Below are 12,357 nucleotides of genomic sequence, written 5' to 3' on the forward strand. Positions count from 1 at the left end.
TGCTTGCTGTGGTGCAGCTCGTTGATCTCACCGGCGATCGCCGGCTCCAACGCCGCGTAGTCGTAGTCCAACTCCGGCAACACGTACTGCGCCATCGGTCTCTTCCCCTTCACTGATCTTGCGTTCGCCGAAAGTCTCAAACCTCAAGCGCGCTAAAGGTCAAGGACACGTTCGGGGTGTCCTCACTCACGTTTCACGCTGTTCGACCGGTGTTCGGGCGACTACTCTGCGCTGCCTGAATGGTTACCCGGAGGCCCCATGTCGGACCACGCCCAGCTCCCGCAGGACCTCGACCCGGACCGCCCGAGCGGCGCCAGGGTCTATGACTACTTCCTGGGCGGCGGCTGCAACTTCGCCTCGGACCGCGAACTGGCCCGGCGGGGTCTTGTCGGTGGCCCCGGACATGCGGCTGCACGCGCTGGCCAACCGCGCCTGCCTGCACCGGGCGATCCGGATGGGCCTGGCCGCGGGCGTGCGGCAATTCCCCGACGTCGGCTGCGGCATCCCGACGGGAATCCCTGCTGGACGGCCTCGACGTGGTCGACCTGGGGGTCGTGCCGATCGCTCAGTGGCGGCCCGAGCACGGCGACCTGGACTTGCAGCCGCCCACCCCGCTCGGTTATTCCGCTGTGGCGCGGAGACCGTGAGCAACTCGACATCGACCGAACAGGCCAACGAAATACGCTGTTTGCGCTGATCAAACCCGCTGCAATAGGGAATTAATCCGACAAATAGCCTGGTACGGTGACGGGTGTGCCCGAGATAACCGCTACGCGTGCAACCCAAGCCTCGGGCCGGCGTAAACGCAAGATCAGCTGGGACGTCGTGCGAACCAGTTGCGTCCTGCTCGTGATGTGCTACCACTCCACCTTCCTCAGCACCTACCTGCACCCCGAGATGACGCCGCGCAACGTCGTCTTCCCCTACCAGGTCGGCGCCAGCCTGCTACTGGTGATCTCGGCGTACTTCGCCTGCGTCACCATCGGCCGCGGCACCGTGCTGCGTTATTGGTGGGGACGCATGGCCAGGTTGTTCCCGCCGTTCGTCGGCGCGGTCGTGGTGATCTTCGCGGTGATGTGCTGGGCGGCGGTCGAAAGCTGGTTCTACCCGAGCCTCAACGACCTGTGGTGGAACCTGCTGATGCTGTGGAACTGGAAGCCGGCGGACTACTGGTTCATCGACGGCTCACATTGGACGGTGCCGCTGCAGCTGATGGGCTTCACTGCGGCCGCGTTGCTGTTCCGCACCAGGTGGGGCCACGGGCGGCGGATCATCGTGGTGCTGTGGGCGGCGGTGCTGGTGCCGATCGCGCAGTGGCCGGTGCGGGTGGCCGACAAGTCGGAGCTCTACCGCACGATCGTCGACGGCATCGGCGTGCACCGCTGGCATCTGTTCGTCGCCGGGGTGGCGATCTGGCTGTGGTCGACCCGGCGCATCGGCCTCCTGCACTTCGCGGCGATGCTGGCGGCCTGCATGCTCGGCCAGGCGTTGCACAACTACACCGAGACGCCGGAAGGCCTGATCGCCGACTGGGGCTCGACGGTCGCGGTGTGCATCGGCATGGTTGTGGTCGCGCTGACGGCCTTCGGGCCGGACTGGAATCAGATCTTCCCGGAGTGGCTGGCCGGGGGGATCCGATGGTTCGCGGGGATTTCCTACGGCGTGTTCCTAGTGCACCAGACGATCGGCTACATCGTCATGAAGAAGCTCGACGAGATCGGCGTCGACCCCCTCCTGCAGACGGCCGCGATGCTGATTACCGGCACGGCGCTGGGCTGGGCCCTGACCCGCGCCGTCGAGCGCCCGACGCACAAATTCCTGATGCGCGCCTACGACGGTCTCGCCACCCGCAGCCGCACCCGATCTAGCGAGGAGTCCGTGCGGCCGACGAACGTGATGTAGCCGCGTTCGTCGACGGTCGCGACATCGCCGGTGTGATAGAGCCCGTCGTGCGTGGCCTCGGCATTGCGCGCTTCGTCGTCCAGGTATCCGCGCATGAAGTTCACCGGGCGCTGAGCCAGGTCCAGGCATATCTCGCCCTCCCCGACGCCTGCCATCCGAGTCCCGGTGGCGGGGTCGACGAGCGCGACTGGCACGCCCGGGAGGGGGCGACACCTGGGTGGCGGCAGTGATCATGGGAGTTCCTCCCTGAACTCGATTCGGCTGTGACTCGCAGTGTCGTCTTCGCAGTCGATCAGCCGACCATCAGGCGACCTCGCGAGCGAGCCAGCCGGTGATCAGGGCGATCGTGTCGGCCCATTTGGTGACCACGCAGTGCGTTTCGCCTTCCGCCATCACCACCAGCGTGTCGCGGCGCCCGAAAAGACGAGACTGTCCTCGACCGGCACCAGCGCATCGGCGATTCCGTTGATGAAGAGCATCTTGCAGGTGTCGTCCCTGTCGGGCACCCCAGCGGGGAACACAGCTCGGCGGTGTGTCGGTTCGGGTCAGTAGCGGGTGCCGATGCGGCGCCAGCGTCGCCCGCTGGTGCCGGGCTCGACTGGGTGGGTGGCTTGGCGGCTGCGGTAGACGAGGTAGGGCCGCCAGAGGTACCACAGGGGGACGCTCCAGGCGTGCACGAGACGGGTGAACGGCCAGATGCCGAGGATGAGCCAGGCCGCCGTAGCGTGAATCTGATAGATCAGCGGAGCGCCTGCGATGGCGGCGACGTCCGGCGCGCCGACGAACAGTCCCCGGAACCAGAGGGCGACGGTGGTGCGGTAATCGTAGCCGGGGCCGAAGAGGTTGATCCCCATGGTGGGGATGATGCCGAGCACGATCACGATGGCGAGCAGTATGAGCGCGACCCAGTCGACGGGGCTGGTGGTGGTGCGGACGCGGGCGACGAGCAGTCGGCGGGCGGCCAGCACGGCGATCCCCACGATCAGCGCGAGGGCGGCGATGGTCCCGCCGGCGGCGGAAAACCACCGGTAGGTGCTTTCGGGTATTCCGAGCGCGTCGACCCACGATTTCGGGATGAGGATGCCGAGCACGTGGCCGGCGATCGCGGCGAAAGTCGCGTAGTGGAACAGCGGGTTGCCCCATTTCAGCAGCCGGCGTTCTTGGAGTTGGGTGGAGCGGCTGGTCCAGCCGAACTGGTCGTAGCGCCACCGCCAGATGTGGCCGACGACGAAGGTGACCAGCGCGAGGTAGGGCAGGATGACCCACCACCCCAGGTCCCATGGGCTCATTGGTGTTCTCCGGTGAGGAATTCGGGTGGTGCGAACGGTTCGAGTCCGACGTTCTCGGTCGGTGTCCTGGTGTGGGCCAGTGCACGCAGGTCGTCGCGGTCTCGCCGGCGCATCGCCGGTAGCTGGGTGCGGATCGCGTTCATGAGCAGCCCGTACGGGGTGTGTGAGTCGTGCAGTGCCTGGCGGAGCAGTTCGAAGCCGGCCTGGCATTGGATGAGGACCCGGCGGCCGCCCTCCGGCGCGAGAGCGGCGAATTCCAGCATCAGCGGCAGGTAGTCGGGCAGTTCGCCGGGAGGTGGTTCGTATCCGGCGGCGCGGTAGGTGTGTTTGAGTGCCAGCAGGGCCATGCCGCGGGCGCGGGTGTCGCCGTGGCGGTAGTAGGTGAGGTGCAGGGCGCGCCGGGAAGTGTGGTCGAAAGTGGCGACGTAGTGGGACGCGACCTCGATGGCGGGCGTGGTGGTGATCCAGTTGAGGAAGCATTCGATGTGGCGCCTCGCCGCGGCATCCCTGATCGCGGGCGTCGCAGCCGAGATGTCGTGGAGGGCGGCCCAGACGGGTTTGTCGGGGTGTTGCAGCAGGATCGAAGTCACCTTGTACAGCAGGGCCGTGCCCTTAGCCGTAGCCGATGATGCGCGTCTCATCGGTCCTCCTCGCCGAACAGGCCGGGCACGGGACCGCCGCTGTAGCCGAGGAGGTTGAACCGCCTCCGCCCGTCGCTGTCGCGGAACTGGCTTCCGCCGCCGGCCTCACCGACCGGGCAGTGCTGGGCCATCTGTGCCCCGGTGTCTTCGGCATGCACGCGCGGAATGACGTAGCGCTCGTCGTATTTCGCGATGGCCAGCAGCCGGTAGAGGTCGTCCATTTCTTCGGCAGTGCTCCCGACTGCGGCCAGAAGTCCTTCGTCGGCGGCGTCGCCCAGTTGGTTCCCGCGCATGTGGATCCGCATCGCGGCGAGTTTCCGCAGAACACCGGCGATCACCGTGGTGTCTCCCGCGGTGAACAGGTTCGCCAAATAGGACAAGGGAATACGTAGGGAGTCGATGGCTGCGAACACGCGGTCGGGGTCGGCGTCGTCGTAGCCTGCCGCGTGGACGGCGTCGGTGACCGGCGACAGCGGTGGGATGTACCAGACCATCGGCAGCGTGCGGTACTCCGGATGCAGCGGCAACGCGACCCGGTGGCGCTTGATCAGCGCATACACCGGGGAGCGTTGGGCGGCGTCGATCCAGTCGTGGGCGATGCCGGCGCGCTCCGCCTCGGCCTGCACCTCCGGATCGTGTGGGTCGAGGAAGACCGACAGGTGCGCTTCGTAGAGTTCCTGTTCGTCCGGTGTGGACGCTGCGGCGTGGACCGCATCGGCGTCGTAGAGCAGCACGCCGAGATGACGCAGCCGGCCCACGCATGTTTCCGAGCAGATGGTGGGCTGGCCGCCTTCGATGCGTGGGTAGCAGAAGGTGCATTTCTCGGCTTTGCCGGTGCGGTGGTTGAAGTACACCTTCTTGTACGGGCAGCCCGAGACACAGAACCGCCAGCCCCGGCAGCGGTCCTGATCGACCAGGACAATGCCGTCCTCTTCGCGCTTGTACATCGCCCCGGACGGACAGGATGCCACGCAGCTGGGATTGAGGCAGTGCTCGCAGATGCGCGGCAGGTAGAACATGAACGCCTTCTCGAACGACAGCCGTACCTGCTCGGACATTCCCTCCAGGTTGGGGTCCGCGGTGGCGTACTCCGTCGAGCCCGCGAGGTCGTCGTCCCAGTTCGGGCCGTAGGACGGTGCCATGTCGCGCCCGGTGAGCTGCGATGTCGGCCGGGCGCTGGGAAAGGAATCCGAGAGCGGGGCGGTGGTGAGATGGGTGTAGTCGTAAGTGAAGGGCTCGTAGAAGTCGTCCAGCGACGGGAGGTCGGGGTTGTAGAACAAGGTCAGCAGTTTGCGGAGTCGGCCGCCAGCGGCGAGTGTCAGCTTGCCGTGCCGGTTCAGCCGCCAGCCCCCGTTCCACCGCCGTTGATCCTCGTAGCGGTGGGGGTAGCCGGTGCCGGGTTTGGTTTCGACGTTGTTGAACCACACGTATTCCGCGCCGGGCCGGTTGGTCCACGTCTGCTTGCAGGTCACCGAGCAGGTGTGGCACCCGATGCACTTGTCCAGGTTCATCACCATCGCGACTTGAGCCATCACCCGCATCGGTTCGCTCCCTGCGCCTAGAACCGGACTTGTTGGCTGCGGCGACGAATCACGGTGATCTCGTCCCGCTGATGACCCGTGGGGCCGAGGTAGTTGAAGGCGTAGCTGAGCTGGGCGTAGCCGCCGATGAGATGGGTCGGTTTGATCAGCAACCGCGTCAACGAGTTGTCACCGCCGCCGTGACGCCCGGATTTCTCGATTCTGGGGACGTTCAGGTGCCGGTCCATGGTGTGGTACATGAACACGGTGCCCTCCGGCATCCGGTGCGTGACCACGGCCCGGCAGGCCACGACACCGTTGCGGTTGGACGCCTCGATCCAGTCGTTGTCGCCGACCCCGATCTTGTCCGCGTCGGCGGGGCTCATCCAGATCACCGGACCACCACGAAACAACGTCAGGATATGCAGATTCTCCTGGAATTCGGAGTGAATCGACCACTTCGAATGCGGCGTCAGATACCGCACCACCAAGACAGGCTGACCGTCCACTTGAGAAGGTTGGGTGACGTGAGCGAGAGCGTTCAGCGGCGGCCGGTACGTCGGAAGCTGCTCGCCGAACTCCGCCATCCAGTCGTGGTCGAGGAAGAAGTGCTGCCGGCCGGTGAGGGTGTGCCACGGTGTCAGCCGCTCCACATTGATCGTGAATGGCGAGTAGCGGCGGCCCTCGCTTTCCACACCGGACCATTCCGGCGAGGTGATCACCCTGCGCGGCTGGGTTTGGGTGTCGGCGAAGGTGACCCGGTCACCCGCCCGCTCGGCCGCCAGATCGGCGAGGTCCACGCCGGTCTGGCGTTCCAGCGCCCGAAACCCCTCGACGGCCAGTCGGCCGTTGGTCGTGCCGGACAGTGCCAGGATCGCCTCGCAGAACTGGTCATCCCGTGCGATCGAGGGCCGTCCGTCCGCGATACCGCCGCGCACGGTGCCGTTGCTGCGGCGCAGGTGGTCGATCTCCTCTTCCGGCACCCACGTCACGCCCTTGGTACTGGTGCCCAGCGTGTCCAGCAGCGGCCCGATAGCGGCCATTTTCTCCGCCACGGCCGCATAATCTCGCTCGACCACAATGAGCTTTGGCATCGTCGTGCCCGGCACGGGCTCGCAGTCGCCGGTCTTCCAATCCGCCACCCTGCCGCGTGGCTGGGCCAGCTCGTCTGACGTGTCGTGAGCCAGAGGCGCCGCGACGACGTCCCGCCGCACGCCCAGGTGAGTTGAGGCCAGCCGGGAGAACTCCCGCGCGATCGTCTGGAAGGCGTCGAAGTCGGTGCGGGCCTGCCACGGTGGCGCGATGGCCGGGTTGAACGCGTGCACGAACGGGTGCATGTCGGTGGAGGACAGGTCGTGCTTCTCGTACCAGGTGGCGGCGGGCAGCACCACGTCGGAGAACAGGCATGTGCTGGTCATCCGGAAGTCCATGGCCACCGACAGGTCGAGCTTGCCCACCGGCGCCGGTTCCCGCCAGGTGACCTGGCTCGGTCGCAGCGCGGGTGGGGTCTCGTCCGCGGTGACCGCGTCGTCGGTGCCCAGCAGGTGCCGCAGCAGGTACTCGTGGCCTTTCATCGACGAGGCGAACAGGTTCGCCCGCCACACCATCAGCACCCGCGGGAAGTTCGCCGGATCGTCCGGGTCCTCGGCGGCGAACCGCAATGCCCCGCTGCGCAACTGCGCCACAACATGATCAGCCACATCCGCACCGGCCTTCTCGGCCTCGTCGCAAAGATCAAGAGGATTGCGGTTGAACGCCGGGTGCGAGGGCATCCACCCCAACCGGGCGGCCAGCGCGTTGCAGTCCGGCGCGGTCCATCCGGCAAGCCGTCCCGGTCCCAGGGGGTTGGTCAGCGCGTCGACGCGGGACGTCTCGTAGCGCCACTGATCCGTGGCCAGCCACCACAGCGGCGTGCCCGCCATGTGCCGGGCCGGCCGCTGCCAGTCCGCGGCGAACGCCAGATGGGACCAGCCGGTCAGCGGGCGCACCTTCTCCTGCCCGACGTAGTGCGCCCACCCACCGCCGTTGACGCCCTGACACCCGGTGAGCAGCAGCAGCGCCAGGAAGCTGCGATAGATCTGATCGGAGTGGAACCAGTGGTTCGTGCCGGCGCCCATCGCGATCATCGACCGGCCGCCGGTGCGTTCGGCGTTGCGGGCGAACTCCCGCGCCACGCGCGCCACAGCAGCGGCAGGGACCGAGGTGATCGGCTCCTGCCACGCCGGCGTGCAGGGCACCGACGCGTCCTCGTAACCGCTCGGCCACACCCCCGGCAGCCCCTCGCGAGCGACACCGTACTGGCCCAGCAGCAAGTCGAACACCGTGGTCACCAGGTGCCCGGCGATGCGGGTAGCCGGGACACCCCGGCGCAGCACGCCACCGCCTTCGTCGAAGCGGGGCAGGTCAACTGCCACGGCTTCGGTGCCGGCCCGACCGTGCAGGCTGAGCACGGGGTCGATGCCATCGAGCTTGAGGTTCCAGCGGCCTTGGCCGGATTCACTCCAGCGGAACCCGAGCGAGCCGTTGGGCACGGCCGGTTCGCCGCTGGACGCATCCAGCACCACCGCCTTGAACTCGGCAGCCTCGACGCGCTGCCCCAGGTCGGCGGCAGTGAGGAACTTATCCGGAACGAACCCGCCCTCCCGCTCGCGCAGCGTGACCAGAAACGGCAGATCGGTGTAGGTCGTCGCGTACTCCAGGAATCGGGGCACCTGCCGGTTGACGTAGAACTCGGTGAGGATCACATGCCCCATGGCCATCGCCAGCGCACCATCCGTGCCAGGCGCGGCGGCCAACCAGTCGTCCGCGAACTTCGTGTGATCCCCATAATCCGGAGAGACCACGACCACCTTCTGCCCCCGATAGCGCGCCTCGGTCATGAAATGCGCGTCCGGCGTACGCGTGATCGGCAGGTTCGTCCCCCACACGATCAAATAGGCGGCGTTGAACCAATCCGCCGACTCCGGCACATCGGTCTGATCGCCGAACACCTGCGGCGAAGCCACCGGCAGATCCGCATACCAGTCATAAAACGACGAGATCGTCGCACCGATCAACGACAGAAACCGCGTGCCCACCGCATAGGAGGTCATCGACATCGCCGGAATCGGGGAGAACCCGACGACCCGGTCCGGGCCGTACCGTTTGATCGTGTGCACCTGCGCCGCGGCGATCAGCTCCACGACCTCGTCCCATGTCGACCGGACGAAGCCACCTTTGCCACGTGCCCGCTTGTACTCCGCCACCACCGGCGGATCATCCACAATGGAGGACCATGCTGCGACGGGATCCTGGTGCTTGACTCGGGCGTCGCGCCACGACTGCAACAGCAGGCCCCGCACGTACGGATAGCGAATCCTGGTGGGCGAGTAGGTGTACCAGGAGAACGACGCCCCTCGCGGACAACCACGAGGCTCGTACTCCGGCGAATCCGGCCCCACCAAAGGGTAATCGGTGTGCTGGGTCTCCCAGGTGATGATGCCGTCCTTGACGAACACCTGCCACGAACACGAGCCGGTGCAGTTCACCCCATGGGTAGAACGCACCACGCGGTCGTGACGCCACCGCTCCCGGTAGAACTCCTCAGCGCCCCGCCCACCCGTACGCGAGAGGGAATGCCGATCCGGTGACTGCTGGCCCGGAAAGAAGAACTGGGCCCACCGCATGATGCGGTCGGCAGCGTCCTCCGAGCTGTCTGTCACCGCTGCTCGCCTCCCGCCGACGAGTCTCCGATGTGCCTGCCGCAGTGTCGCGCACCCGGTCCCCTCTCGCAGGCGGGGCAATCACGGCAGGTTGAGACGCCACACGCCTGGATGCATCGGTGTGCCGGAGCGTGCCGTTGACTGGACGAAGCCCGAGCTATCTACCTCTGCAGCCGGGGCTGTGACAGCCCGGCGAGCCGAGCGGCGTCGTGCAGGACCGTGCGGAGCATGGCGTGGCTGAGGGTGCCTGTGTTGATGTTGCATTGGCGGGGGGTGGTAGCAGCCGAGCAGGTGCAGGGCGCGTCCATCACGCGGGTCGGTCAGCTGGGTATGTGCGCCGGTGGCCGAACATCGGTCGAGGCCGTGGCAAAAAGCCAGCCAGCGTCGGCGCCCACCAGCCGAACAGCGCCCCGGCGACCAACGGCGGGAGACTGATTAGAGGCCATCGACTGGGCGGGACAGCGCGGTTGTCCGCCGCCTCGCGTGTGCGGTGATGTGAACCGGTCGGTGCGGCGAGCGCAGATTCATGCACAGGATGCATCAAAGGAGTTCCGGTGTGATTTGAAGAGAGGCTCGCGGGCTCCTTAGCGTCTGCTCAAGAGTTCATCCAGCTCGGACAAGGGAGTCCACCGTGGCCCGTAGGCACAGCATATTTCTCGACGGGTTCGCGCACGAGAACCCGATTCCTGCGGCATGTCGGCTCGGCAACCTGCTGTTCTCGGGGGCTATCCACGGTGGCGGCTCCGGCGGCGATCCAGCCACTTTTCCCGAAGAGTTCGCTGAGCAGTGCGCCACGATGTTCTCCCGCGTCCGCGAGGTTCTCGTGGCAGGAGGCGGGAGTCTCGACGATATCGCGAAGGCGTCGGTGCGCCTTGCTCGCTCGGACGATCGCGCCGAGCTCAACCGCCAGTGGTGCGAGCTGTTCCCCGATGGCGCGAACCGCCCCGCGCGACAACTCACGCTCGGCACTACCAAGCCGCACATTCTCGTGCAATGCGAAGTCATCGCCGTATTCGACAGCGCGTCCTGATCGCGCCGACGCGGGAGGCAACATGCCTGACTACTCCCATTTCGATCCTGAGACTCGGGAACCGGAAAATCCGTGTCCGGCCGGTGCCTGCGACAGTCAGACGCACATCTTCGGCGACGCGGTTCGTTTTCCCGTTCGTCCCGACGCCGCATACGTCGTACTCGACGCGACCGTCGAAGCCATGCTGGACATGCACAAGAAGCTCGGCATCGAGCGCGGGGTCATCGTTCAGTCCACGGCATACGGTACCGATCACAGCGCTCTCATCGAAGCGCTGAAGATCGCGGGTGACAACTACCGCGGGTGCGGGGTGGTGAACAACTCGGTGAGCGACCGAGAGCTCGCGCAGATGCACGAAGCAGGTATCCGTTCGGCGCGGTTCAACTTCCATCCCAAGCTGAAGAACCGGATGCCGACCCCTGAAGACGTCAAGCGCACTGCGGACCGGGTCGTCCCACTCGGCTGGCATCTAAAGTTGCACATGAACGGCCTCGATCCGCGAGAGGTCACGCCGCTGCTCGACGACGTCGAGGCGGACGTCGTGATCGACCACATGGGGCCGTTGCAGTATCGTCACGGCCAAGCTGACCCGCACTTTCGCCACGTGCTGGAGCTGCTCACGCGGGGGAACTGGTGGGTGATGTTGTCCAACGGGGACCGCCGGTCGCTCGCCGGATACCCCTGGAACGATGCGGCGGAGTACGCGCGGTCCTACATCCAGCACGCACCGTCACGGGTTGTCTGGGCGACCGACTGGCCGCACCCCCTGCACGAGGGGCCGATCCCCAACGACGGTGCACTGATGGACCTGCTGGCCCGGTACGCACCCGATGAGGAGACCCGGCGGCAGATCCTCGTGACCAATCCCCAGGAGTTGTTCGGCTTCGGTGAAGGAAGCAGAGGTGGCGCAGATGAGCGGGCATGACACCGCCGTGGCCGCGGGTGCGGACGCACGCGCGAAACTAACTCGTGCAGACGTGAAGGTCATTTCGGTCGCCGTGCTGGGATGGACGGTCGACATGTTCGACCTGATGGTCATCTTGCACGTCGCGTCACACGTCTCCAAGGCGTTCTTCCCGTCGTTGAACCCCATGCTCGCGTTGGCCGCGACCTACGCGGCCTTCGCGGTGAGCCTTGTCGTGCGACCGTTGGGCGGTCTCGTGTTCGGCTCGCTCGCCGACCGGACGGGCCGGCGGCGGGCCATGTCCATCGCCGTCCTCGGTGCCGGGATCTCCACCGCGCTGATGGGCGTGTTGCCGGGAATCGCGACGATCGGATTTATCGCGCCCGTGGCGCTGCTGATCCTCCGCGTGATCCAAGGATTATTCGTGGGTGGCATCAGTGCGTCCACGCACACCATCGCGACGGAGAGCGTCCCGGAACGCTTCCGCGGAATGACTGCCGGCCTGATCAAGGGCGGTGGCGCGAGCCTGGCGGTGGTGATCATCAACGTGCTGGTGCTCGCCGTCACCGCGATGGCCGGGGCGGACGGCTTCGCTTCCTGGGGCTGGCGGGTGCTGTTCGTGGCCGGTCTGCTGGGTTCAGTGCTGAACCACCTCGTCCTGCGGCGGACCGAGGAGTCTCCGCTGTGGACCCAACGGCAGACCAGGCTGGCCGCGGAACCGAAGGAAACCAAGCAGCCCGCGCGAGTTCTGTTCACGCCGCGGTGGCGGGCGCAGACGCTGACCGCCGCCGCGATCGTGTTCACCGCGTCGGCGCCCTACTACCTCACCACGGGCATCCTTCCGACTGTGTACAAGAACGCGTTCCAGCTTTCCCAACAGGAGACGAGCTCGTTCGTCATCATCAACGTGGTCGGATCGGCGGTGGTGGCGGTCCTGTGCGGGCACCTGAGCCAGCGGGTCGGGCGCAAGAAGCTGTTCCTCGGCGCGGGAGTGGCGTGCCTCGTGCTGATCCCGGGGCTCTACGCGGTGATGGACTCGCTCACGAGCCCGAGCGCGGTCGCGCTGCTGGGCTGCAGCGCCGTCATGGTGATGGCCTCCGGCGCGATCAGCGCACCACTGATCATCTTCCTCAACGAGCTGTTCCCCACCGAGCTCCGCTCGAGCGGGACCGCGTTCGCCTGGAACGTGGGCTACGGCCTCAGCGGGATGATGCCTTCGCTGGTGACGGCCGTGAGTAGTGATGCTGGCGAGATCGTGCCGGTGCTGATCACCATCAGTCTGGTCGTGGGTGTGCTGTTCCTCTGGCTGGTCGCCAGGTCGAAGGAGACGCGCGGCGCGCTCGAAGCCCGACAGTGAATCACCAACAGGT

9 protein-coding genes and 3 pseudogenes are annotated in these 12,357 nt (G+C 66.6%); 6 read left to right on the top strand and 6 right to left on the bottom strand.

The features are described from left to right. A pseudogene (locus ACWDKQ_RS26885) lies at positions 1–95 on the bottom strand (superoxide dismutase); the annotation flags it as partial. Positions 96–258: 163 nt separating this feature from the next. Here ACWDKQ_RS26885 and ACWDKQ_RS26890 point away from each other — a divergent pair. The 3 genes and pseudogenes from ACWDKQ_RS26890 to ACWDKQ_RS26900 all read left to right on the top strand — a co-directional run. Continuing rightward, positions 259–333, top strand: a pseudogene (locus ACWDKQ_RS26890) (hypothetical protein); the annotation flags it as partial. Between the two features lie 70 nt (positions 334–403). Then, on the top strand, positions 404–697 hold the full coding sequence (locus ACWDKQ_RS26895; RefSeq protein ID WP_450141551.1) for an SAM-dependent methyltransferase: 294 nt from the start codon (positions 404–406) through the stop codon (positions 695–697). Positions 698–825: 128 nt separating this feature from the next. Continuing rightward, on the top strand, positions 826–1,902 hold the full coding sequence (locus tag ACWDKQ_RS26900) for an acyltransferase family protein (protein WP_450141552.1): 1,077 nt from the start codon (positions 826–828) through the stop codon (positions 1,900–1,902). Here the strand turns inward: ACWDKQ_RS26900 and ACWDKQ_RS26905 are convergent. From ACWDKQ_RS26905 to ACWDKQ_RS26925, 5 genes and pseudogenes are all read right to left on the bottom strand, one after another. Beyond that, positions 1,875–2,129, bottom strand: a pseudogene (locus ACWDKQ_RS26905) (AMP-dependent synthetase); the annotation flags it as partial. The gene ACWDKQ_RS26900 and the pseudogene ACWDKQ_RS26905 sit on opposite strands and share 28 nt — an antisense overlap. Positions 2,130–2,447: 318 nt before the next feature. Continuing rightward, the gene (narI, locus tag ACWDKQ_RS26910) at positions 2,448–3,191 is read right to left on the bottom strand and encodes a respiratory nitrate reductase subunit gamma (protein WP_450141553.1); all 744 of its coding nucleotides are present in this window, start codon (positions 3,189–3,191) and stop codon (positions 2,448–2,450) included. After that, positions 3,188–3,832, bottom strand: coding sequence for a nitrate reductase molybdenum cofactor assembly chaperone (gene narJ / locus ACWDKQ_RS26915; RefSeq protein ID WP_450141554.1), 645 nt, complete (start codon positions 3,830–3,832; stop codon positions 3,188–3,190). Before narJ ends, narI begins: the two co-directional genes overlap by 4 nt. Beyond that, positions 3,829–5,373, bottom strand: a complete 1,545-nt coding sequence (gene narH, locus ACWDKQ_RS26920; RefSeq protein WP_450141555.1) for a nitrate reductase subunit beta — start codon at positions 5,371–5,373, stop codon at positions 3,829–3,831. The genes narJ and narH overlap by 4 nt, the downstream gene beginning before the upstream one ends. A gap of 17 nt (positions 5,374–5,390) precedes the next feature. Then, positions 5,391–9,017: a nitrate reductase subunit alpha gene (locus ACWDKQ_RS26925; protein ID WP_450141575.1), complete on the bottom strand. Its 3,627-nt coding sequence runs from the start codon at positions 9,015–9,017 to the stop codon at positions 5,391–5,393. A gap of 667 nt (positions 9,018–9,684) precedes the next feature. Here ACWDKQ_RS26925 and ACWDKQ_RS26930 point away from each other — a divergent pair. From ACWDKQ_RS26930 to ACWDKQ_RS26940, 3 genes are read left to right on the top strand one after another with little or no spacing between them, the layout of a single operon-like run. After that, on the top strand, positions 9,685–10,083 hold the full coding sequence (locus ACWDKQ_RS26930; RefSeq protein ID WP_450141556.1) for a RidA family protein: 399 nt from the start codon (positions 9,685–9,687) through the stop codon (positions 10,081–10,083). Between the two features lie 22 nt (positions 10,084–10,105). After that, on the top strand, positions 10,106–11,008 hold the full coding sequence (locus ACWDKQ_RS26935) for an amidohydrolase family protein (RefSeq protein ID WP_450141557.1): 903 nt from the start codon (positions 10,106–10,108) through the stop codon (positions 11,006–11,008). Beyond that, positions 10,995–12,344, top strand: a complete 1,350-nt coding sequence (locus ACWDKQ_RS26940) for an MFS transporter (protein ID WP_450141558.1) — start codon at positions 10,995–10,997, stop codon at positions 12,342–12,344. Before ACWDKQ_RS26935 ends, ACWDKQ_RS26940 begins: the two co-directional genes overlap by 14 nt. The last annotated feature ends 13 nt before the right edge of the window (positions 12,345–12,357 follow it).

Source organism: Saccharopolyspora sp. NPDC000995, from assembly GCF_053599315.1.

Coding starts and splice junctions, on each gene's coding strand:
- ACWDKQ_RS26895 (WP_450141551.1), top strand. CDS start 404: ATGCGGCTGCACGCGCTGGCCAACCGCGCCTGCCTGCACCGGGCGATC.
- narI (WP_450141553.1), bottom strand. CDS start 3,191: ATGAGCCCATGGGACCTGGGGTGGTGGGTCATCCTGCCCTACCTCGCG.
- narJ (WP_450141554.1), bottom strand. CDS start 3,832: ATGAGACGCGCATCATCGGCTACGGCTAAGGGCACGGCCCTGCTGTAC.
- narH (WP_450141555.1), bottom strand. CDS start 5,373: ATGCGGGTGATGGCTCAAGTCGCGATGGTGATGAACCTGGACAAGTGC.
- ACWDKQ_RS26925 (WP_450141575.1), bottom strand. CDS start 9,017: ATGCGGTGGGCCCAGTTCTTCTTTCCGGGCCAGCAGTCACCGGATCGG.
- ACWDKQ_RS26935 (WP_450141557.1), top strand. CDS start 10,106: ATGCCTGACTACTCCCATTTCGATCCTGAGACTCGGGAACCGGAAAAT.
- ACWDKQ_RS26940 (WP_450141558.1), top strand. CDS start 10,995: ATGAGCGGGCATGACACCGCCGTGGCCGCGGGTGCGGACGCACGCGCG.